The sequence below is a fragment of the Amycolatopsis sp. WAC 01375 genome (assembly GCF_003947325.1).
In the GTDB taxonomy this organism is placed as follows: domain Bacteria; phylum Actinomycetota; class Actinomycetes; order Mycobacteriales; family Pseudonocardiaceae; genus Amycolatopsis.
Genome location: NZ_QHHW01000031.1, coordinates 1 through 21,963, shown reverse-complemented (window position 1 = coordinate 21,963; position 21,963 = coordinate 1). Strand labels below are relative to the sequence as shown.

The window sequence follows — 21,963 nt, the reverse complement described above, 5'->3', positions numbered from 1 at the left end:
AGACGCAGGTGAGGCGCCTCAGCTACTGAGCGTGAAGGCGCGGTCCGTAGCGGACCACGCGGCCCCGATGACGCCCGCGGTGTCCCCCAGCTCGGACAGCACGATCGGCAGGTTCCCGGTCGCGAGCGGCAGCGACCGCCGGTAGACCGAGCTGCGGATCTCGGCGAGCAGCTGATGCCCGAGCTGCGCCACGCCGCCACCGATCACGACCATGCCCGGGTTCACGAAACTCACCAGCGAGGCGACCACCTGCCCGAGCCGCCGTCCGCCGTCGCGGATCAGGTTGACCGCGCCGAAGTCGCCCGACGCCGCCGCGCGGCCGACGTCCGCGGCGGTGATCGCGCCGCGGTCGGCGACGACGTCGGCGAGGTACGCCGACCGGCCGCTGCGCGCGAGCGTCAGCCCGTCGCGGGCCAGCGCGGCGCCGCCGAAGTACGCCTCGAGACAGCCTGTCTCACCGCAGGCGCAGGTCGGCCCGTAGTCGTCGAGCCGGATGTGCCCGATGTCGCCCGCGGTGCCGGCGACGCCGCGGTACACCTTGCCGCCCAGCACGATCCCGCAGCCGATACCGGTACCGATCTTGACGAACACCAGGTCGTCGGTGGAGCGGGCGACGCCGGCGTGCCGTTCCCCGAGGGCCATCGAGTTCACGTCGTTGTCGACGGTGACCGGGCAGCCCAGCAGCCCGCCGAGATGGTCGCGTACGGAAAACCGGTCCCAGCCGGGCATTATCGGCGGCGCGACCGCCATGCCCTCGGCGAAACTCACCGGCCCCGGGAGGCCGATCCCGGCGGCGATCAGTTTGCCCGGCGCCTCTTCGCGGATCTTCTCCGCCAGCGCGGCGACGCGTTTGAGCACGACGTGCGGGCCCTGCCGGACGTCGCAGTCTTCGACGGTGTGCACCAGCACCTCGCACGATGCGTCGGTGAGGGCGACCCCGACCGACGTCGCGCCGACGTCGACGGAGAGCACGCGCAGGTCGCCCGCCAGCCGCACCAGTGTGGACCGTCTGCCGCCCCGGCTCGCCGACGGACCCGCGGTTTCGACGAGGCCGACCTCGGCGAGCCGCGCGACCTCGGCACCCACCCGGGCGCGCGGCAGTTCCAGCCGCTCCCCCAGTTCGACCCGGGACATCGGCCCCTCATCCCGCAGCAGGGTCAGCAACTGGGTCTGGTGCCGGGTTTCGACCATCGGATGCTCCGTGGTGGATGCCGTGCTCATTCAGCCGAGCCTACGGTGTTGTCCACTTCGTGTCCCGAATGCCTGTGGACACTCGGCTTCGCCTGAACATCGCGCGGTAGTCCCGCGGCCGGTGGCCGGTCAGCCGGGCGAAGACCGCGCTGAACGTCCCGGGATCGCGGTAGCCGACCTCGGCGGCGATACCGGCGATCGTTCGCTCCGTGGTCTCCAGCAGATGCTTCGCCCGGCGCACCCGCGCCTCCTGGAGGTAGCCGAGCGGAGTTTTGCCGGTCTCGCCCCGAAACCGCCGCAGCAGGGTTCGCGCGCTGACGTGGAACGTCGTGGCGAGCAGTCCGAGGTCGTACCGCTCGCGCAGGTTCTGGTCCAGCCGGCGTTTGACGCCTTGGGAGAACTCCCTGCCGGTGGCGGGCAACAGATCCGCGTCGACATACGGCGCCTGGCTCGACCGCGCGTCGTCGACGAGGGCGATCCGCGCGGTCGCGCGAGCGACCCGGCCGCCGTGGTGTTCACGGATGAGCCCGAGAGCGAAGTCGTACATCGCGCTGAACGCGCCCGTCGTGGTCACTCCGCTGTCGGTGACCACGAGTTCGTCCGGGAGGACCTCGGTGCCGGGGCGGCGATCGGCCAGCCGTCCGGCGAAAAGCCACGAGGTGGTCGACCGCCGCCCGTCGAGCAGGCCGGCGTCGGCCAGCAGGAACGCGCCGACGCAGATCGAAACCACCGCGACTCCCGCCTCCGAAGCGGATTTGACGGCCTCGATTTCCGGGCGCAGCGACCTGAGCTTCGTGTCGAGGTCGAGCCCCGGCGACAGCTCGAACCCGGGGACGACCAGGACATCGACCGGCCGCACCGGCGACACCGTGATCACCGCACCGCCGGAGGCGACCACGCGCCGCCTCGGCGACAGGATCGAGACCTCGTACGAAGGATCCTCGGCCGCGGCGACATGAGAGGCCATCGTGAGGAGATCGGGAACCCCGAAAACCTCCGAAGCGAAACATCCCGGATAGGCGAGCACTCCGACGCGCTGCGCGGTCACCATGATGGCGAGATTACCCGACGATATGGCGATCTCGCCCCTGTCCGAGCCGGCGGGCGCACTGCACGATGGCGCCATGACCCTCGCGGACTTCTCGAAACGGCTCGTCGAAGTCGACGGCGTCGGCAAAACCGTCTACGTCGCCGGATCCGGGGCGGCGGTGGTGCTGATGCCGGAGATGCCCGGCATCAGCCCGGACGTCGTCCGCTTCGCGCGCTGGATCCGGGACGCGGGTTTCACCGTCTACCTTCCGTCGCTCTTCGGTGTCGACGGCGCTTTCCCCACCGCCGCGGACGGGGAGAAGGTCGTCCGCCGCGCCTGCGTCAGCGCCGAGTTCCGGGCGTTCGCCGGCGGCGGCACAAGCCCCGTCGTGACCTGGCTGCGCGGGCTGGCGAGGAAGGCGTTCGAGGAATGCGGCGGGCCGGGCGTCGGCGCGATCGGCCTCTGCTTCACCGGCAACTTCGCCCTCAGCATGACCCTCGAACCGGCCGTCATCGCTCCCGTCGTCAACCATCCTTCGCTGCCGCTGGACGACCCGGCCGGGCTGGAACTCGGCGACGCGGACGCCACCCGGATACGTGAACGTGTCGAGCGCGATGGACTGAAGGTGCTCGCCTACCGCTTCGAGAACGACCGGTGGTGCACCGGGCAGCGCTTCGCCGCGTACCGGGCACTTCTCGGCGACGCGTTCGACGGTCGCGTACTCCCCGACGAGGTGGCCAATCCCGAACCGCCGCCGTTCTTCCGTGACGTCGTGGCCTGCCCCCACAGCGTCGTCACCGCCCACCTAGTCGACCAGGAAGGCCATCCCACCGTCCGGGCCAGGGACGAGATCCTGGCCTTCCTCGCCGACCAGCTCAGCTGAGCCGAACCCCCGGATTCACGCAATTAGTCACCTACTTGCGTCAGGTCAGGCACGCAAGTAGGTGACTAATTGCGGGGTCAGGGCGGTCAGGACCAGAGGTAGCGGCGCTCGGGCCGTCCTGTCCCGCCGTACTTGAGGGTCACCTCGGCCTTCCCCGTCGCCACGAAATGCTCCAGGTACCGGCGCGCGCTCACCCGGGCGACGCCGGTCGCCTCCGCGCATTCGCTCGCGGACATCCCGCCCGGCGCGCCCCGGAGCGCGGTCTCCACCAGCCGCGCGGTCTGGACGGTGAGTCCCTTGGGCAGCACGGGTTTCGCGCTCGGCCGCGAGCCGAAGACCTGGTCGACGTCGGCCTGGCCCGCCTCGGCCAGCCGGTCCAGCCGCTGGTGCAGCGACGCGAAATGGGTGAGCTGATCCCGCAGCGACGCGTACTCGAACGGCTTGATCAGGTAGTGCAGGACCCCGCCCCGCATCGCCTGCCGCACGGTCTCCACGTCCGTCGCGGCGGTGATCAGGATGACGTCGACGTCCTCGGTGGCGCGCAACTCCCGCAAGACCGAAAGCCCGTCGAGGTCGGGGAGATAGACGTCCAGCAGCACCAGATCCGGTTTCAGCTCCCGCGCCAGGCGGAGCGCGTCGGCGCCGGTGTGCGCGACCCCGACCACGGCGAACCCCTCCGTGCGCGCGACGTATCCACTGTGGACTTTCGCGACCATGAAATCGTCGTCGACGACGAGGACCCGGATCATCGCGGCAACCTCGCCGTGAACACCGCGCCGCCGGAGTTGTGCACCTCGACGGAACCGCCACGCCGGACGCACGCCTGCCGGATCAGCGCGAGCCCGAGACCGCGCTGGCCGTGTGCGGCGGCCTTCGTGGTGAAGCCGTGCTCGAACACTTCTTCCGCGATCTCCGGGGCGACTCCCGGTCCGGAATCGCGGACCTCCACCCGCACTTCGTCCTCCTCCTGCCACACGCCGACCTCGATCCAGCCACGCTCACCACCCAGCGCGTCCAGCGCGTTGTCGACGAGATTTCCCAGCACTGTCACCAAATCCGTGGAAAGGCCGTCCTCGACACGGTCGAGTTCGCTGTCGGGGGCCATGCGCAGGCCGGCCCCGCGTTCCGCGGCCAGCGACGCCTTCGCGATCAGCAGCGCGGCCACCGCCGGGTCGCCGATACGCGAGCCGACCTCGGCGCGCCACTCGCCCTGAGCCGAGCTGATCCGGCTGACATAGCCGCGGACCTCTTCGTATTCCCCGAGTTCCAGCAGTCCGGAAATGGTATGCAGCCGGTTGCTGAACTCGTGCGCCTGCGCCCGCAACGTGTCGGTGGCGTGCCTGCTGGCGTCGAGTTCGTCCCGCAGGGTCATCAGGTCGGTGCGGTCCCGCAAGGTGACGACGGCTCCCCGTACGTCGATCGGCATCCGGTTCAGCGTCAGCACCTTCCCTTTCCGCAGCACGATCTGGTCGGCACCGGTCGCGCGGCCGGTGAGCAGGTCGCGGATCCGTTCGTTGAGATCGAGATCCTCGACCGACCGGCCGACGGCGTCCTCCGGCAACGCCAGCAGTTCGCGGGCCTGATCGTTCGCCAGGGTGATCCGGTGCTGCGGGTCCAGGCCGACGACGCCCTCCTTGATGCCGTGCAGGAGCGCCTCCCGGTTTTCCACCAGGGCGGTGATCTCGTGCGGTTCCAGGCCGAGCGTCTGGTTCTTCACGCGCCGCGCCAGCAGCAGCGAACCGCTCACGCCGATCACCAGCGCGACACCCAGCACCCGCAGGGCGTTGTCCGGCGAGTCGAGCACGCCGGCGAAGAACCCGGGCGACTTCGACCCCACCGCGACCATGCGGACGACTTTGCCGCCCTTTTCGTCGAGCACCGGGACGTGCGCCACGATCGAACCGTCGAGTTCGCCGACCCACGACCGTCCAGAGAGGACGGTGCTCTCCCCGATGTCGAGCGGCGTCCGCACCTGACCCGGATCCGGTGACGCGAGCACGTAGCGATCCGCTCCCGCGATCACCACGAAATCCACCCCGGAGAAGCTTCGCGCGGTCGCCGCGGGCGCGTTCAGTTCGAACGGGCCGTTCTCGAGGTCCCCCACGACACCCTGCGCGGCGACACTCTCCGCGACCGAAAGCGCCCGGCGTCCCTCGGTCGTGCGGAAGTTGTTCCCCGCCTGGACGACGGCCAGCACGCCCACCGCGCACAGTAGGCAGGTCACGACTACGAGTTGCCATACGAGGAGCTGGCGGGCCAAGGAACCCCGAGCACCCATCGCCACCTCCGCGTGACCAAAACGAACACAACAACCATTGGGCCCGCAAGCGGGACATCTCTGTTTACACGAGTGCAACATGTCCAACCACGCGGCAGAGAGGCGGGGATCACAGTGAAGCCCAGTAACTGGTTGGCCATCGCGGCGGCGCTCGTCGCCGTTTTGCTGGTGCCACCGTTGCTCACCCCGGGCGGCGAGGCCGACGAGGGCTCGCAGATCCGGTCGTTGCGGGTGCTCGTGCCCAACGCGCCCGGCGGCGGTTACGACATCACGGCGCGCACGGCGACCAAGGCGATGGAGGACGCGGACCTGCTCGGCAACGCGGAGGTCTTCAACCTCCCCGGTGCGGGCGGCACGGTCGGCCTCGGCCGCACGGTGGCCGAGCGCGGCAACGGCAAACTCGTCATGTCCATGGGGCTCGGCGTCGTCGGCAGCGTGTTCACGAACAAGTCGCCGTCTTCGCTGCTCGACACCACGCCGGTGGCGAAGCTGATCGAAGAGTCGGACATCGTCGTGGTCGGCAAGGATTCGCCGTACCAGAACATCGGTCAGCTGGTCGAAGCGTGGAAGAAGGATCCCGGCGCGGTCCAGGTCGGCGGCGGTTCGTCGCCGGGCGGACCGGATCATCTGGCGCCGATGCTGATGGCGAAGGCGGTCGGGCTCGCACCCAAGGCGGTCAACTACGTCCAGTTCGACGGCGGCGGCGAGCTGCTCGCGTCGGTCCTCGGCGGCAAGGTCGCGTTCGGCGTCTCGGGTGTCGGCGAGTACCGGGACCAGATCCAGGCGGGCACGCTCCGGGTGCTGGCGGTGACCAGTGAAAAGCGGATCCCCGGCATCGACGCGCCGACGCTTTCGGAGTCCGGTGTGGACGTCAAGTTCACCAACTGGCGCGGCATCGTCGCTCCGCCCGGCATCACCGAGGCGGACCGGGCGAAGCTGGTCGGCCTGTTCGACCGGCTGCAGAAGACGCCGCAGTGGCAGGAGGCCTTGCAGCGCAACGGATGGACCGGGGCGTTCGCACCCGGGGAGCAGTTCGGTTCGTTTCTCAAAGAGGAGAACACGCGAGTGGCAACGGTGCTGAACGAGCTGGGTCTGGCATGACGACCACGTGGCTGAAGGAGCGCTCCGAACTCGGGGTGAGCGTCGGGCTCGTGGTGCTCGGCGTCCTGGTGCTCACCGACGCGCTGAGCATTCCCACCGACTTCGCCCAGCGCGGTCCCGTGGGACCGAAGGCGGTGCCGATCCTGGTCGGCTCGCTGCTGCTGATCGTCGCCGTGCTGCTGGCGCGCGACGTGCTGCGCGGCGGCAAGGGCGAGGCCGAGGGCGGCGAGGACATCGACCTCACCGCGCCCGCCGACCTGCGCACGGTCCTCTTGCTGTGCGGCGCCTTCCTCGCCAACGCGGCGCTGATCGGCCTGGTCGGGTTCCCGATCTCCGGCGCGATCCTGTTCTGGGGCGCGGCGTACGCGCTCGGCAGCCGCAACCTGGTGCGTGACCCGCTGATCGCGGCGGGCATGTCCGTCGCGACCTTCCTGATCTTCAACAATCTGCTCGGTGTCCCGCTCCCCGGTGGCCCGTTGATGGAGGTGTTCTGATGCTTCAGCAACTCATCGACGGCTTCGGCACCGCGCTGACGCCGACCCATATCGCGATGGCGGCGATCGGGGTCCTGCTCGGTACCGCGATCGGCGTGCTGCCGGGGATCGGCCCGGCCATGGCGGTGGCGCTGCTGCTGCCGGTGACCTACGGGCTGGAACCCACCGGCGCGTTCATCATGTTCGCCGGCATCTACTACGGCGGGATGTTCGGCGGCTCGACGACGTCGATCCTGCTGAACACGCCGGGTGAGAGCGCGGCGGTGGTCGCGGCCATCGACGGCAACCCGATGGCCCGCAAGGGACGCGGCGCGCAAGCGCTTGCGGCGGCCGCGATCGGGCATTTCATCGGCGGCATCCTCGGCACGATCGCGCTGGTCGTGCTGGCCCCGATGATCGCGAAGCACGCCGTCGACATCGGCGCGCCGGATCTGTTCGCGATCATGGTGCTGGCGTTCATCGCGGTCACCTCGGTGCTCGGCAGCTCCCGGATCCGCGGCGTGGCGTCGCTGCTGATCGGGCTCACCATCGGCCTGGTCGGGCTGGACGAGATGACCGGCCAGCAGCGGCTGACCTTCGGCTCGCTGCATCTGGCCGACGGGATCGACGTGGTGATCGTGGCGGTCGCGCTGTTCGCCGTCGGCGAGTCGCTCTGGGTCGCCGCGCACCTGCGGCGCAACGCGTTCAAACCGATCCCGGTCGGCAGGCCCTGGCTTTCGCGCGCCGATCTGAAGCGGACGTGGAAGCCGTGGCTGCGCGGGCCGCTCATCGGCTTCCCGTTCGGCGCGGTGCCCGCCGGTGGCGCGGAGATCCCGACGTTCCTTTCCTACGTCACGGAAAAGCGGCTCTCGAAGCACAAGGACGAGTTCGGCAAGGGCGCCATCGAAGGCGTCGCCGGTCCGGAAGCGACGGCTTCGGCTTCCGCCGCCGGGACACTGGTCTCGATGCTGACGCTCGGCCTGCCGACCACCGCGGTCGCGGCCGTGATGCTCGCGGCGTTCCAGCAGTACGGCATCCAGCCGGGTCCGCTGCTGTTCGAGCGGGAGTCTTCGCTGGTGTGGGGCCTGATCGCCTCGCTGTTCGTCGGGCTGACGCTGCTGCTGGTGCTGAACCTGCCGCTGGCGCCCCTGTGGGCGAAGCTGCTGCGGATCCCGCGGCCGTACCTCTACGCGGGCATCCTGTTCTTCGCCAGTGTCGGCGCGTACGCGGTCAACGCGGACATCTTCGACCTGCTCGTGATGTTCGTGATCGGCCTGATCGGCTTCGCGATGCGCCGCTACGGCCTGCCGGTGCTACCGGCGATCATCGGCGTGATCCTCGGCCCGGCCGCCGAACAGCAGATGCGGCGCGCACTGCAACTGAGCGACGGCAGCCTGAGCGGGTTGTTCAACACCCCGTTCGCGATCGTGGTCTACGTGATCATCCTGGTGATCCTGTTCTTCCCGCTGATCAAGCGTTTCCTGCCTTCCCGGCCCTCCGCTCCCGAGACGGAGTCCAAGGACAAGGTCGACGCCTGACCAGTGGGAATCCGGCCCGGCCTCGACTGCCCCGAGGCCGGGCCTTTCCCTCTCCGGTAGGAGGACACTTGTCCGCGCGAGTGATCTTTCCGGCGCCCCACGGCGACACGATCAGTCTCATGAAGATCCTTCACCGGCCCCCGGCCGTCAGCGACACCGAGCGGCCGGTTCCCCGCTGGGCGACGCGTCTCGCTTACGCGCTTCCCTGGATTCTGCTGCCTTCGTGTCTGTGGAGGCTGCCTTTCGCCTTCCATTTCGAAATGGGGCAGATCCACGATCGCGAGATGCCGGACTACTGGTTGAGCATCCCGTACGTCCTCACGCTGAGCGTGCTTTCCGAGGTGCTCGCACTCCTGGCCATCGGGCTGGTCCGGGGCTGGGGCGAGGTGGTGCCCCGGTGGATCCCGTTCCTCGGCGGCAAAGCGGTCCGGCCGATGGCGGCGGTCGTTCCCGCCGTGCTCGGGGGCTTGATCCTCACCGCGCTCTTCAGCTCGATCCCCCTCGGTGGAAACCGTCAGCTCACCGTGCTCGGCGTGGTCGAAAATGTCGCCTACATCAACGAAGGCTGGGAAACGCTGGCCACGATCTGCGTCACCCCGATCGCCTTGTGGGGGCCGATCGTCATCGTGCTGGGCATCGCTTATCACCGCCGCCGTAAGGTAACGAAAGCATAACGGCGAGGTCGCGTTTTGAACCGGGTGTCCGCCGGGGCCGTTTCAGCCAACACGGAGTCAGTGACGTCGGCGGTGCCGGCGCCGCCTCCCCCGGGCTCCGGGCAACGACACCGAACGAGGTGAACAAGTTCATGCCCCGTAACCAAAGAACCGCCGGCCGCCACCGCATGGCACGTCGTACCAAGGTCGCCACCGGCGGCCTCGCGCTCGCCATCGCGGTCGGCGGGATCGTCGTGGTCACCACGACCGGAACCCCCGACGCGGCAAGGGCCGACGGCGCGGACAAGTCTTTCTTCATCGACATCACGAAGGTCCCCCGCGGCACCAACGTCAACCTCGACCTCGCGAAACGAGGCGCACGGGGAACGTTCACCGTGAACTGCGGCCGCAACGAGAACGGCCACTTCAACGGCGACAACTTCATCGCCCAGCCCGGTGTCCGCAATGGAGCCGAGCACCTCCACGACTACGTCGGAAACCTGTCGACCAACGCGGATTCGAACAACAAGAGCCTGCTGCGAGCGGGCACGACCTGCAAGAACGGCGACAAGTCCGCGTACTTCTGGCCGGTCATCCGGATCAACACCGAGGAAGAGGAAGAAAACGAGGCGGCGAACGAGGAGAAACTCGCCGCCGACCGCGCGAACGCGGCCAAGGACGAGGCCGTCGCCCAGGTCGACTGCCCCGACGTCGCCAGCGAACTCGACGAACTCAGTGAGGTCCCCGACCAGGCCATGCCCGCGGTCGACGAGAACCTCGACAAACTCGACCAGGACTCCGACAACGCGAACAACCAGCTGGCGCAAGGAAAACAAGCGGCCCAGGTGCTCGACGAGCTGAAGAACAAGCGGAAGCCGTCGATCAAGGAGATCGCCGACACCCTGCGACAGGCAGGCAAACCGGTCGCGAAGAACGAAGACCGGCTCGCCGGCTGCGCGGTGAAGCAGAACGGTGAAGGCGGACTCGACAACGGCGGCGAGAACAGCAACGTCAACGCGGCGGGCGACGCCGAGAAGAAGAAGTCCGACGGCAAGGCCGCGGACCTGCCCGGCGTCGACGACAACAACGAGATCGGCGACAACGAAGGCGAGATCCAGCGCCCCGAGAAGGTCGACCTGACCTTCACCAGCGGCGGCGCCCGCCGGGTCGTCGCGATGCCGAAGTTCCTGCGCGTGCTCTACGGCGATGCCAAGCAGAGCACCAACGGCCCGGCCAACGCACGGCCGAGCTGGACCTGCACCGGCTTCGAGGACCGGCTCACCGAGCTGTACCCGATCTGCCCGCGAGGCAGCAAGGTCGCCCGCGTCCACGCTTTCCCGAACTGCTGGGACGGGAAGAACACCGACAGCGCCAACCACCGCACGCATATCGTGTTCTCCGACCGGAACGGGAAATGCCCGCGCGGCTTCAAGAACGTGCCGCAGCTGCGGATCACGCTGGTGTACGACATCCCGGCGGGAATCCAGGCGGCCGGTCAGTACGCGGTCGACGCTTTCGCGCAGGAGAAGCACAACCCGCGCTCCGACCACGACGACTTCGCGAACGTCATGTCGCAGCGGCTGATGAACCAGCTGGTGAAGTGCATCAACAGCGGTAAGAGGTGCAAGCAGTAGCGGAGCCCGCCTCAAGTCCGTGAAGGCCTCCTTGAGGGACTCTGGGTCCCTCAAGGAGGCCTTCACGGACCGGGCAAGCGAGGGGGCGCGGCGGGGATGACCCGCGCCCCCACCCCCCGCGCCGGGGGTCCGGTTCCCGGCCCGGCGTAGGGGTTCCGGGCCGGGAACCGGCGAGCGATACGGTTTTCCCTCCCTGGAAACCGGACCGCCCGGTCTGGGTCAGGCCGTCGTGGACAACCGGCTCACCCGGTCGAGCACGAGCGGCACCGCGACGGCGGGGTTCAGTTCGGCGAGGACCGCCTCGGCGTCCAGGCCTGGCAAGTGGATCCACGCGCTGTCCGCGAAATCCGGGGTCGTGACGCTGATCCGGGCGCAGCGGGCCGGCGGGACCAGCGCGACCCCGAACGGCTCGACCACGTTGCGCCACACGGATTGCGAGACGATCATCCCGGCGCCGAACTTGTCGCCCGTCGGATCCGAACGGCACCAGTAGCCGACGGCGTCGTTGAAGGTGGAGGCGCACAGCAACCGGGTCAGCGTGATGTACGTGCGGTGGTAACGGTGGTTGTCCGCCATCGGTCCCATGTGGACCGCCACCCGCGCCCGCATCGGGACCCTGGCGTAGCGGTTGCGGGTCCGGAGCAGATGGTCCAGGTGGAACACGACCTCGCAGAGCTGGCCGACGGCGTGGTCCGGATACGCGACCATCAGCCCGTCCCCGGTCTCCCGGAAGTGACGCGCTTCCCCCGGTGCGAGCCCGACCGCGGTGAACGAGCGGGAAACCAGCGTTTCCATCTCGTTCTTCATCGGGTCCAGCAGGTCGTCGCTGGCCTTGGACGAACCGACGATGTCGACGGACAGCACGGCGTGGGTGTGCGCGTTGTATTGGCCTGAGGTCAGCACCTGCATCTCTGCGACCCCTCCCCTGATCGGTGAAAACTGGCGGCAGGAAGCAGTGTTCCCACTCCTCACCGGAAGTTCTGTTCGGAACCGAACAAAACGTGACCTCGCGATGGTCAACGCCAGTGAGCTAAGTCACACCTTTTTCCGTGATCACCCGCAACGCCTCGCGGTCGAGGACGGTGATCGCACGGCGCGAACTGGCCACAACTCCCGCCTTCCGGAGCTTGTCCAGTGCCTGCGCGACCATGGTCCGGCCCATCGGGATGAACTGCGCGAGTTCGTCCTGGCTCAACGGGATCCCGATGCGCCAGCCGGCGGGCGTCCGGATGCCACAGACGTCGACGAGGTAGTCCAGCCGTGTCGCGACCCGCGCCACCGCCTGCGGTTTCCATGACTGCGTCCGCTGACGCTGGGCGAGCACGAACCGGCGGGCGACGCTGACGAGCACCTCCCGCATCGCCGCCGGATGATCCAGCAGGAACCGGTTGAACTCGCTCGCCGCGATGCGCCGGACGTGCACCTCTTCGATGGCGACGACGTCGGCCATCCGGATGCCGCCCGCGATCACCGCGATCTCGCCGTGCAGATCGCCGGGCACCCCGACGTCGAGGATGACCGTCGCACCCATCCGGTCGGCGCTGGTCACCTTCACATAACCGTGCCGCAGCAGCATGACGAAGTCGCCGGGCTCGCCCGAGCGCATCAGCGCCTGTCTGCTCTCGTAGGTCTGCGGGGTGCCCATCTCCAGCAACCGGGCACGGACGGGTTCGTCCAGCCGCTCCAGGAACGGACGTTCTCTCTCTTCGGCGGCCTCCGGGCCCAAACCCACGAAACACCCTCCCAGGCAGTCGTGAACACCTATCGCGGAGAGTAACCGAATCGGCCACCCGATCCGGCGGCGGAACCGTCGTGCGTGGTGAAGATGCCCAGGCGGACCAGTTCCGATCTGATCCACTCGGCCAGCCGGTGCAACGGTCCGTCTTCGGCCTCGACGAAATAACTGTCCACGATCTGGTGTCGCCTATCGGCGTGCTTCGCCGCATAGAGCAGCGCTGACCGTACCTCCGAAACCTTGAGCGGAGCGACCTTGATTCCCGGAGCGGGCCGCACGGTGCTCTTGGCGGCCATCACCGCCAGTACGGCTTCCTCCAGGCTGAACCGGTGCTCCACCGGTACGACCACATGTTCCACGCCCTCGACAACCCGGCGCCCGATCAACGGCATGCTGTCAGATCAGCATGACGCACGGCCGTAGTCTGTTCGGCACCGAACACTCAACCCGGTTCGGCCGCCTCGATGGCCTCTTCGAGCATTTCCCGGAACAGGTGCATCCGCTGGACGAGCATCAGCCGGTCCGGGTTCTCCTCCTCCACCGAACGCTCCAGCTTCATGGTCAACTGGCTGACGGTCATCCGCAGTTGAGCGACGCCTACCGAACCGTCGCCCTTCCGTTTCTCCAGTACCGCCACCGCCCGCCGGAAGGCGCCGGAAAGCTCGGTCTCGCCCGGCAGCAGCGTTTCGATGGCCGTCAGCGCTCGCCCGAGCAGGCTGTAGTTGTCGGTGGCGGCGACGGGTTGCGGCGCACGGACCACTCGCGGCGGCTTCGATCGCCTGCTGTTCAACACCAAGAACGCGGTTTCGGCCGGAATCAGCACGGCCAGGACGGCGACCGCGCCGAAGAGCCAGGCCGCCGGATGCGGGTAGGTCACCGCACGGCCGATCAGTCCGGCGATCAGGCTGAGCACCACCGCGACGACGTGGAACGGGCGGTTGTCGTGTTCGGCCATGTCAGAAGTTGCTGAACACGTTGACGAACATCTTGTCGATGCCGTGCGGGTCGACGGCCTGGTAGCTGCGGGCCTTGGACTTCTGCGCGATCTCGTCGAGGACCCGGCTGTCCGCCTGCGCGCCGTAGGCCATGGTGAAGATCCGGACGGAGTTGTCCAGCCGCTCGGCGTCGACGTTCTGCAGCACCTGCTCCTTGGTCCCGGCCTCGGTGTTCTGCCCGTCGGTCAGGAAGACGACGGCGTTGATGAGGTTCGGGTCGAACTCGCGGCGCATCTTGTCGTTGGCCGCGATCACGGTCTGGTACAGCGCCGTATCCCCTTTCGGGGTCAGGTTGTCGACGAGGCCGAGCATCGGGCCCCGGACGTTCTTCACCTTGCCGATCGGCATCTTTTCCTCATACCCGTCCGAGAACGTCCACAGCCCCACCTCGTCCTCGGGATGCAGGTACTCGAGCTGTTTGCGGATCGCGGGTTTCAGCAGCGCGATCCGGCTTTCGGAATACGGCTTGTCCTTGCGGTTCTTGTCGAACGGTTCGTTCATGGAGCCGGAAAGGTCCAGCACCAGCAGGATCCGGCCGCGTCGCTGCGTGTACTCCCAGCCGTCCAGCATCTTCTGGATCTGTTCACCGGTGGGAAGCTCGATGGGCCGCGGTTCCGCGACCCCTTCGGTGTGCACGCCCTTGGCCAGTTTCTCGTTCCCGCGACCCTCCGGGTCACGGAAGCCGAGGTCACGGAACCGGTCCTGCTGCGCGGGCTCCCGAAGGAAATCATAGAAGTCCTTGGCCGCCGCGCGCTGTTCCGGCGACGCCTTGGCGGTGGTGAGGAAGGGATGGTCGATCAGCATCGTCCCCTCGCTCGGGTGCACGGCGACGAGCGGCCGGTTCAGCGGGGCCGGTTCCTTCCCCAGCTGTTTCGGGTCCCCGGTCGGCGCGCCGTGGTTGTAGAGGTAGACCATCTGTTCCTGCATCGCCATCGCGCTGATGTAGGGCGTGGGCTTCTTCTGGTCCTCTTCGTACAGCGTCTTCAGGAAGGCCACCGAATCGTCGCTGTAGTAGGCGACCGAGGCCTCGATCCCGCGGACGAACTGGACGGCTTCCGCCGTGTCGATCTTGCCGTAGTCGCCGCCGGTCGCCGCGAAGTAGGTCGCGATGGTCGCGGCGAGCCCCGAGGTCGACCGGCGCGGATTGTCCTTGCCCAGTGTGAAGTTGCCCCACTTCGCGTTCTCCGGACCAGTGGAGGCCCAGCCGCCGTTGCGATTGACTTCGAGTACGTCCCTCCAGCCGATGCCCTTCGACGGCCAGCCCAGTTCCTTGGCCATCGGTTCCGGCATCGCGATCACCATCGGGCTCGTCGCGAGCGAGGTCTTCGGACCGTTCGCGATCAGGTCCCCTTTGCCGCGCTGGCGCAGCAGATCGAGCCACAGCGAGGAACTCGGCATCCAAACCTGCGGTTCGGGTTGCCGCTCGTCGATGTCGTTCCAGCCATCGGCGATGAGGTCGAGCGTGGCCCCCGAGGTCTTCTTGAACGCCTCGACCTTCGCGCAGCGCCCGCCGTCGAACGTCCGGCCCGTGTTGTTGTACCGCTCGGCCAGTTCGGCGACCAGGTCGCCCTTCTCCGTGGAGGAACTGGCGACCAGCCGCACGCAGTCGGTCCTCGCCGCGTTCGACGGCGCGGTGACCGTGGTCGCGAGCAGGACGATCACGAGCGTCCCGACGAGCGCGCCGAAGACGAGCGAAACCCAGCCTGATCTCCGCATGCGCGCCCCCTAGCCGTTGTAGCGGGCAAGTGTAGCTACAACGTGGTTCCCGGTTCCGTCTCCTCGGTCACGAGATCGCAGGTTTCGAAACTGAAGCGGGCGAGGGTGCCAACCCAATTCCGATAGACCTGTAGATCATCGAAGGATTCGGCGTCTAGCCGCCATTCAGGTGGAAAGGCGCCGGACAACGATTCCCCGGCGGAAAGGGCGGCGAAGGTCGAACGCGCGGCCTCCGGATCGGCGACCAGCATGGTCAGCAGGACGAGCACCGCCCGATAGGGACCGCCGACGAACCGCGTCAGTTCCGCGTCGGGAATGCCGATGCGGACCAGCCGGTAGAGATTGACCAGTTTCCGTATCTCGCGCGGCGTATTCAGCCTTTTCCTCAGCGAGTGGACGAAATCGCGTTCGACTTCGGTGAGCCGCAGCCGATCCGGCCGCATGTTGTAAAACGTCGGTGGGGCCGTGTCCTCGACGACGACCTCCGCCGTTTCGCCGCGTTCGGTCCGGTCCCCCTCCTCCGGCCATTCTTCGTGATCGGGCGTCGCCGGTTCCGGCGCTTCGATGGGCATGAGGGTGTCGATCAGTTCGTCCGCCGCGGCTCCCATGGGACGCAAGGCGAACACGATCTGGAAGATCTTGTCGAGGTACTCCGCCTGGCGTGCCTCCCCGGTGCCGAAGAGCTCTTCGTGGTGCTGGTCGAGGCAGCGCCGCAACCACCTCGGGTCGACGGCCACCACCACGACGAACGCGGGCAGGGCCAGCAGCAGGTGCACCGCGGCGAGCACTTCGATCACCTTCGACGGCGGGCAGCGGTCGAGGTCGTCGATGTAGAGCACGATCCGTTCCAGCGGCGGCTTGCCCGTGCCTCCGGCAAGTTGCCATTCCCGGCGCGCCTCCTCCAGATCGTCGCTCAGCTTCACGAGGTCCTCCCGGACGCGCGCGAAAACCCCTTGGTAGTCGCCGTATCTGCCTGCCTTCGCCTCCTCGATCAGCTCACCGAGCCGGCTGGCCGCGTCCAGCCGCCGGAGCCGTTCCTCGGTCTCCCGGATTTCGGTCTCGAACCGTTCCGCGCGTTTGTCGACGTCGAACCGCAGTTTGTCCAATGTGGACTTGACCGGCGCGAGGGCCGACCTGGCGGTGGTGAGCGCCGGGGTCAGCACGGCGCCGAGCGCGACGACGGCGCCCGCGACGGCGAGGATCGTGTTGTGCCACAACGCCCAACCGGCGATCGCCGCGGCGATGCCGAGCACACCGGCGAACGCGTAGCCCGCGACGGCGAGCCTCCGCCGTCGGCGTTCCGCCCGGTCCACTCCGGACACCAGTAGACGCCAGCGCCAGGTGCGCGGGGAATCCGCCTTGACCGCGCGCAGGCCGGCCAACCGGGTGCGCAGTTCCTCACGTTCGGCACGGACCTCGCCGGCGTCCGCATGTGTTTCGGGCGCGCCCAGATTCCGGAACAGGTGGTCCACCAGGCCGACCCACAGATGGTCGTCGTGGTACTGCCAGGCGTTGAACCGGATCTGCCGGATCTCGCCGGCGAACACGCTGTTGGCGGCGTCGCCGCGGGACCGGCGGGCCAGTTCGGCGACCCGGTCGCTCACCTGCCGTACGAAACTGGATTTGCCGGAACCCCACGGGCCCAGCAGCGCGACGCACAACGGCGGACTGGTCTCCCGGTCGGCGATGACCGCGGCGAGGGTGCGCACGTCGTCATGGAAGCCGATCAGGTCGACCGGGCTTTCGACGTCGGGCGTGATCCGCGGCCGGGCCCGGCCCGGTTTGGGCTCGACGAAACCGGTGCCGTCGATCTGGTTGCCGAAGCGATCCCACACCCGGATGGCGCGGTCGTCCCCGACCGTGATGATCTTCTCGCCGCCCGCGGTGCAGGCGATCGCGCGGACGTTCCCCCGATGTCCCTTCAGAAGGGTGTAGCCCGCCGGGTCGTCGATCTCGCGGACGCGGACCTCGCCGTCGGAACCGCCGGAGAGCACCAGTTTGCCGTCCGGGCTGAAGGCCAGCGCCCGCACCGCTCCGCCGTGCCCTGGGAAAACGAGGGCCGGATCGCCCTCGCGCCCCCACAACCGGACCGTCTCGCCCTCGCCGGACAGCACGTGCCCGCCGTCGGCCGAGATCGCGACCACGTGGACCGCGCCCGCGCCCCCGAACCGGTAGTGGGAAACGACTTCCTTGTCCCACAGCCGCACCCCACCGGTGTCGTCCCCGGCGACGACGACCCGCCCGTCCGGGGTCACCGCGACCGATTCGACCTCCGGGCCGCCGGTGCGGAGCCCTCGCACCGTCACGCCGTCCAGCCGCCGGACCTCGACCGTGCTTCCCGCGCCGGACACGGCGAATTCGTTCGCCACCGCGACGGCGACGGTCCGCTTGGTGGTCTGGACCTCCGGGGGATGCGCCTCGCGACCGGCGATCCGCCAGCGCCGCACCGTCGCCCCATCGCAACCGACCACGTACTGACCAGAGATGCCCACCGCCAGCACCGCCCGATCGTGCCCGCCGAAGGTGAACCGGAGCGCGCCGGTCTCCAGGTCCCAGACCCGCACCGTCCGGTCCGCACCCCCGGTGACCAGCCGATTTCCCTTCACCGCGACGGCGAGGATCGGTTCTTCGTGTCCGGTGAAACGCGCCGTGGTCATAACCGCACAGTCTTCCGGTCGCGTCAAGATCATGGTTAACGACAGGCGACTATCGGCGGGTACCCCGAGCGCCTCGAAAGGGTCAGGGTCGAAACTGCTCCGAAATTCCAGCACGCCTTAAACGCGAGGAGTTCAACGTGCTTCGACGTACCTTCGCCGCGGTGCTCACCGGCGCCGCGCTCTCCATCTCGGTGCTCTCGGCACCCTCGGCCGGTGCCGCCGAGATCATGGCGACCACCCTGACCTACGACGACAGCCAGGCCGCCGAGTTCAAGGACGCGGTGGCGGCAGGCGTCAACGTCTGGAACACCAACGTCACCAACGTCCGCATCGTGAAGGCGACACCGGGGCAGCGGGTCAACATCCGGGTCATCGCCGACAACGGCTGGCCGCGCGCCACGCTCGGCCCGGTCCGCCCCGGCGGCACGGTCACCGTGTGGATGGGCAGGCAGGCCGTCCAGCAGGGCTACCACACGCCCCGGATCGCTTCCCACGAACTCGGGCACAGCCTCGGCCTGCCCGACGTGAAGCCCGGCCCGTGCTCGTCGCTGATGTCCGGCTCGACCGGCGGCGTCAGCTGCACCAGCGTGAACCCCAACGCGCAGGAGAAGGCCAGGGTCCAGCAGCTCTACGCCGGCACCGCCGTGCAGAGCGCCGACGCGGGCAAGGTCCTCGCGGAGATCGGCTGATCCCGGGGCCAGGGGGTGCCCGCCCGGCACCCCCTGGCCTGGTTTCTCAGTCGTCCGCCGTGATCGCCGCCGCCGGGCACGACTGCGCGGCGTCGCCGATCCCGGCCGGTTCCGGGTCCAGCAACCGGACCCGGCCGTCTTCCTCGTCCTGTCCGAACACCTCCGGCGCGGTCAGGACGCACATTCCGGCGCCCACACACCGTTCCCGGTCCACTTCGATCCTCATCGCGATCAGCCCCAGGCCACCGGGAGCGCGTACACCCCGTAGATGTCGGAGTCCGTCCGCAGCGGGATCTCATCGGCCGGAACGGCAAGGCGCAGCGCCGGGAACCTGCCGAGCAGCCCGGTGAAGGCGACCTTCATCTGGACTCGCGCGAGCTGCTGGCCGAGACACTGGTGCACCCCGTGCCCGAAAGCGGCGTGTCCGGCGGCGTTGCGGCGGAGATCGAGCCGGTCGGGTTCCGGGAACTTCAGCGGATCGCGGTTGGCCGCCGCCGCCGAAAGCGCGACCACTTCCCCCGCCTTGACGACCTGGCCGCCGATCTCGACGTCTTCGAGCGCGGTGCGGACGCCCGTATGCGCGATCGTCAGGTAGCGGAGGAGTTCCTCGATCGCGCCGTCGATGCTCTCCGGGTCCTCGCGCAGTACGGCGAGCTGGTCCGGATGCCGCAGCAACGCGAAAGTCCCCAGCGCCAGCATGTTCGCCGTGGTGTCCAGACCGGCCCCCAGCAAGAGGAACGCGATGCTGGTGAGTTCTTCGTCGGTGAGGTCCGTGGTGACCAGTTCGCCGAGGATGTCGTCGGTCGGCTCGGCCCGTTTGGCCACGATGAGTTCGTAGAGGTAGCCACCCAGCGCGTTGATGGCGGCCTCCTGTTCCTCCATCGACGCGTCCGGCCGGTTCAACGGCGCGACGTTGCGGCGGAAGAACTCGTGGTCTGCGTAGGGAACACCGAGCAGCTCGCAGATCATCAGCGCCGGAATGGGCTGCGCGAAGGCGGGCACCAGATCGGCCGTCGTTCCTTGCCGCTCCATGGCGTCCAGGTGTTCGGTGGTCACCTGCTCGACCCGTTCGGTGAGCTGCCGCATCCGGCGGACGGTGAACTTGCCGGTGAGCAGCTTGCGGTATCGCGCGTGCTCCGCACCGTCCATCTTGATGAACATCCCCGGCTGCGCGGGCGGCATTTCGGCCATCGCGGCCGCACCCGGCAGCGGCGTGTGCATCAGCTCCTGCCGGGCACTGAACCGCGGATCCGCGATGACGGCGCGGACGATCGCGTGGCCCGTCGCGAGCCAGCCTTCGTGCCCGTCGGGGAACGTCAGCCGGACGAGCGGATGCTCGTCGCGCAGCGGCCCGAGTTCGGCGGGCGGGTCGAACGGACAGCCCTTCGGGCGTTCGAGGGGCAGTTCCGTTAGATGGGGTACCGACGTGGTCATTGCTGTTCCTCCCAGTTTTTACTGCTACTCAAAGGCTACGTTGCATTTACAGATCACTCAAAGCTCTGGGTGGCCTTTTAGGCGTAATGGCTGGTAGATTTCCGGAAATCGTTGCAACGTTCTTGTCGGTGAATGCAACGGCTCGTTGCAATGATCTGCGAGTGAACGCACAGGAGGTGCCCATGCCGGGCGGCAGGCTGACGCAGGAGGATCGCCGTCTGATCGCGACCTGGCTCAAAGACGGCCTCGGTTACGCCGAGATCGCCCGCCGTCTCGGGCGCCCGACGTCGACGATCAGCCGTGAGGTCGCGCGCAACAGCGGCCATTCCGGCTACCGCGCCGAAGAAGCGAACCGCGCGACCGGCGAACGCGCGCGGCGCCGCCGCAAGTCGCCCGCCCGCGACGTCGCGGCCGTCTCGCACGGCTACGGCCGGAACCCGGAAGCCGTGCGCGCCTTCGAAACCGAATTCGCCGACATCATGGTGGCGACCGGGCTCCCCCGCATGACGGCACGGGTGCTCGCCTGCCTGTCCGTCAGCGACGACGGTGTTCTCCCCGCGGCCGAACTCGCCCGCCGGCTCCAGGTCAGTCCGGCGTCGATCTCGAACGCCGTCGCCTACCTCGAAACGCAAGCGATGCTCCGCCGCGTACGGGACGGACGCCGGGAGCAGTACGTCATCGACGAGGAGATGCCCCAGCGAGTATGGGACGAAAGCGTCCGCGCGAATCAGGAATGGGTCAAGATCGCCCGCCGCGGCGCCGACGTCCTCGGCATCGCGACACCCGCGGGTGCCCGCATGGACGACCTCTCCCGCTTCCACGCACGCATCAACGACGTCATGCTGGACGACCGCGTCGCCCTGTACGCCGCCGACGCCCTGACCGCACTCGCCGCCCTCCTGCACGCCGGCCGCACCCTTTCCACCGCGGCACTTTCGGCTGCCTTGGGGTGGGGCGAGGAACGGGTCTTGGCCGCTTTGCGGGTGGCGGAAGAGCAACCGCACATCGCCGGCCCGGTGCGGGTGGTTCGTGCCGGTGGTGAGTATCGGGCGGTTGCGGCGGTGGAACGGTTGACTGGGGCGCAGTTGGCGGCTTTGGGGTCTTGAGTTCTGGTGCTTTGCCGGGTCGGGGGTCGCGGTTTCTCGGCGAATGATGGTCGGTGGTGGATCGTGCGGTCGCTGTGGTGGCGGTATTGCTGGGCCGGCGTGGTGACTGTTGCCGCTTTCCGGCGATGATGGTCGGTGGTGGGGTGCGCGAGTCGTAGCGATGACCGTCGCCGTTTCTCGGCGGCTGCCGCGGGGTGCGGCCACCGGCCGTTGCGATGCCGCCGGATCTGTGCGGGCGGCTGTCGCCGGTTTCTGGCAACGGCGGCTGCCTCGGGTGCGGCCACCGGCCGTTCCTGTACTGCCGGATCTGCCCGATGGCCGTCGCCGCTTTTCGGCAAGTGACGCGGTCGGCGAGACGCGCGGTCGGCGATGACAGCGGTACCGCGAGGCGTGGCGAGGCGGCTGCCGCCGGTTGCGGGTGCGCAGCCGCCGGCCGTTGCGGCTTTGCCGGATCGCTGCGACGACCGTCGCCGTTTCTCGGCAATTGAGGCCACCGGAGGCATGCAGACTCACTGACGGTGCGATCTCACCGGGGTCGTTGCGGCGTCGCCATTTTCCGGCGATGAGGTTCAGAAGGGTGGCGTCTCCTCGGCTGGAGCGGTGTGTGCGCGGGGTGGGTGGAGTGGTGGTGGGGTGCTGTCGTGGCTTTGGCCGGTCGGGGTGGTGACGGTCAGGGTGCCGTCGGATGCGAGGTGGTAGGTCCAGCCGGGTTCGTCTTTGAGTCGGTGATCTCGGCGGCAGAGGTCGATGAGGTCGTCGGCGTTGGTGGTGCCGCCGAACTGCCACGGCACCGAATGGTCGAGATCGCAGGTCTGTGCGGGGCGGCCGCAGCCGGGTCTTCGGCACTCAC

Annotated in this window: 21 protein-coding genes; 8 read left to right on the top strand and 13 right to left on the bottom strand. The window is 68.5% G+C overall.

What is annotated here, in order from left to right; all coding sequences use genetic code 11:
- Window positions 1-18 precede the first annotated feature (18 nt).
- Window positions 19-1,221: an ROK family transcriptional regulator gene (locus tag DL991_RS19670; protein ID WP_125785799.1), complete on the bottom strand. Its 1,203-nt coding sequence runs from the start codon at window positions 1,219-1,221 to the stop codon at window positions 19-21.
- Between the two features lie 10 nt (window positions 1,222-1,231).
- Window positions 1,232-2,242 carry a GlxA family transcriptional regulator gene (locus DL991_RS19665; RefSeq protein ID WP_125785798.1) on the bottom strand — a complete coding sequence of 337 codons (1,011 nt, stop codon included), beginning with the start codon at window positions 2,240-2,242 and terminating at the stop codon, window positions 1,232-1,234.
- Window positions 2,243-2,315: 73 nt separating this feature from the next.
- Between DL991_RS19665 and DL991_RS19660 the strand changes: the two genes are divergently transcribed.
- Window positions 2,316-3,104, top strand: a complete 789-nt coding sequence (locus DL991_RS19660) for a dienelactone hydrolase family protein (protein WP_125785797.1) — start codon at window positions 2,316-2,318, stop codon at window positions 3,102-3,104.
- Between the two features lie 86 nt (window positions 3,105-3,190).
- Here DL991_RS19660 and DL991_RS19655 read toward each other — a convergent pair whose 3' ends face one another.
- Both DL991_RS19655 and DL991_RS19650 read right to left on the bottom strand, forming a co-directional pair.
- Window positions 3,191-3,853, bottom strand: coding sequence for a response regulator (locus tag DL991_RS19655; RefSeq protein WP_125785796.1), 663 nt, complete (start codon window positions 3,851-3,853; stop codon window positions 3,191-3,193).
- Window positions 3,850-5,382 carry a sensor histidine kinase gene (locus DL991_RS19650; RefSeq protein ID WP_125785795.1) on the bottom strand — a complete coding sequence of 511 codons (1,533 nt, stop codon included), beginning with the start codon at window positions 5,380-5,382 and terminating at the stop codon, window positions 3,850-3,852. The genes DL991_RS19655 and DL991_RS19650 overlap by 4 nt, the downstream gene beginning before the upstream one ends.
- 132 nt (window positions 5,383-5,514) lie before the next feature.
- Between DL991_RS19650 and DL991_RS19645 the strand changes: the two genes are divergently transcribed.
- The 5 genes from DL991_RS19645 to DL991_RS19625 all read left to right on the top strand — a co-directional run bounded on the left by DL991_RS19645 (window position 5,515) and on the right by DL991_RS19625 (window position 10,781).
- Window positions 5,515-6,483, top strand: coding sequence for a tripartite tricarboxylate transporter substrate binding protein (locus DL991_RS19645; protein ID WP_125785826.1), 969 nt, complete (start codon window positions 5,515-5,517; stop codon window positions 6,481-6,483).
- Window positions 6,480-6,977 (top strand): tripartite tricarboxylate transporter TctB family protein, encoded by a 498-nt coding sequence (locus tag DL991_RS19640; RefSeq protein ID WP_125785794.1) that lies wholly within the window; start codon window positions 6,480-6,482, stop codon window positions 6,975-6,977. The genes DL991_RS19645 and DL991_RS19640 overlap by 4 nt, the downstream gene beginning before the upstream one ends.
- Entirely contained in the window at window positions 6,977-8,494 is a 1,518-nt protein-coding gene (locus DL991_RS19635; protein ID WP_125785793.1) for a tripartite tricarboxylate transporter permease, read from the top strand. Before DL991_RS19640 ends, DL991_RS19635 begins: the two co-directional genes overlap by 1 nt.
- 119 nt (window positions 8,495-8,613) lie before the next feature.
- Window positions 8,614-9,168 (top strand): hypothetical protein, encoded by a 555-nt coding sequence (locus DL991_RS19630; RefSeq protein WP_125785792.1) that lies wholly within the window; start codon window positions 8,614-8,616, stop codon window positions 9,166-9,168.
- Between the two features lie 167 nt (window positions 9,169-9,335).
- Window positions 9,336-10,781, top strand: coding sequence for a DUF1996 domain-containing protein (locus DL991_RS19625; RefSeq protein WP_125785791.1), 1,446 nt, complete (start codon window positions 9,336-9,338; stop codon window positions 10,779-10,781).
- Window positions 10,782-11,000: 219 nt separating this feature from the next.
- Here the strand turns inward: DL991_RS19625 and DL991_RS19620 are convergent, their stop codons facing one another.
- From DL991_RS19620 to DL991_RS19595, 6 genes are all read right to left on the bottom strand, one after another.
- Window positions 11,001-11,690: a hypothetical protein gene (locus DL991_RS19620; protein WP_125785790.1), complete on the bottom strand. Its 690-nt coding sequence runs from the start codon at window positions 11,688-11,690 to the stop codon at window positions 11,001-11,003.
- 121 nt (window positions 11,691-11,811) lie between these two features.
- The gene (locus tag DL991_RS19615) at window positions 11,812-12,513 is read right to left on the bottom strand and encodes a Crp/Fnr family transcriptional regulator (protein ID WP_125785789.1); all 702 of its coding nucleotides are present in this window, start codon (window positions 12,511-12,513) and stop codon (window positions 11,812-11,814) included.
- Window positions 12,514-12,542: 29 nt separating this feature from the next.
- Window positions 12,543-12,908 (bottom strand): hypothetical protein, encoded by a 366-nt coding sequence (locus DL991_RS19610; RefSeq protein ID WP_007034234.1) that lies wholly within the window; start codon window positions 12,906-12,908, stop codon window positions 12,543-12,545.
- A gap of 50 nt (window positions 12,909-12,958) precedes the next feature.
- On the bottom strand, window positions 12,959-13,471 hold the full coding sequence (locus DL991_RS19605) for a hypothetical protein (protein WP_125785788.1): 513 nt from the start codon (window positions 13,469-13,471) through the stop codon (window positions 12,959-12,961).
- Window position 13,472: 1 nt separating this feature from the next.
- Window positions 13,473-15,227, bottom strand: coding sequence for a substrate-binding and VWA domain-containing protein (locus DL991_RS19600; RefSeq protein WP_125785787.1), 1,755 nt, complete (start codon window positions 15,225-15,227; stop codon window positions 13,473-13,475).
- Window positions 15,228-15,262: 35 nt separating this feature from the next.
- Window positions 15,263-17,884 (bottom strand): P-loop NTPase fold protein, encoded by a 2,622-nt coding sequence (locus tag DL991_RS19595; RefSeq protein ID WP_125785786.1) that lies wholly within the window; start codon window positions 17,882-17,884, stop codon window positions 15,263-15,265.
- A gap of 137 nt (window positions 17,885-18,021) precedes the next feature.
- On the opposite strand from DL991_RS19595, the gene DL991_RS19590 reads away from it, so the two are divergent.
- On the top strand, window positions 18,022-18,573 hold the full coding sequence (locus DL991_RS19590) for a snapalysin family zinc-dependent metalloprotease (protein ID WP_125785785.1): 552 nt from the start codon (window positions 18,022-18,024) through the stop codon (window positions 18,571-18,573).
- Window positions 18,574-18,619: 46 nt separating this feature from the next.
- Here DL991_RS19590 and DL991_RS19585 read toward each other — a convergent pair whose 3' ends face one another.
- Both DL991_RS19585 and DL991_RS19580 read right to left on the bottom strand, forming a co-directional pair.
- Complete coding sequence (locus DL991_RS19585; protein WP_125785784.1) at window positions 18,620-18,799, bottom strand: ferredoxin; 180 nt, start codon at window positions 18,797-18,799, stop codon at window positions 18,620-18,622.
- A 5-nt stretch (window positions 18,800-18,804) separates the two neighbouring features.
- Window positions 18,805-20,007 (bottom strand): cytochrome P450, encoded by a 1,203-nt coding sequence (locus DL991_RS19580; RefSeq protein WP_125785783.1) that lies wholly within the window; start codon window positions 20,005-20,007, stop codon window positions 18,805-18,807.
- A gap of 161 nt (window positions 20,008-20,168) precedes the next feature.
- Here DL991_RS19580 and DL991_RS19575 point away from each other — a divergent pair, with 161 nt between their 5' ends.
- Window positions 20,169-21,113, top strand: coding sequence for a helix-turn-helix domain-containing protein (locus tag DL991_RS19575; protein ID WP_370306878.1), 945 nt, complete (start codon window positions 20,169-20,171; stop codon window positions 21,111-21,113).
- A 569-nt stretch (window positions 21,114-21,682) separates the two neighbouring features.
- Here the strand turns inward: DL991_RS19575 and DL991_RS19570 are convergent.
- Window positions 21,683-21,963: HNH endonuclease signature motif containing protein (locus DL991_RS19570; protein ID WP_148106367.1), on the bottom strand; the 281-nt coding region annotated here is incomplete at its 5' end.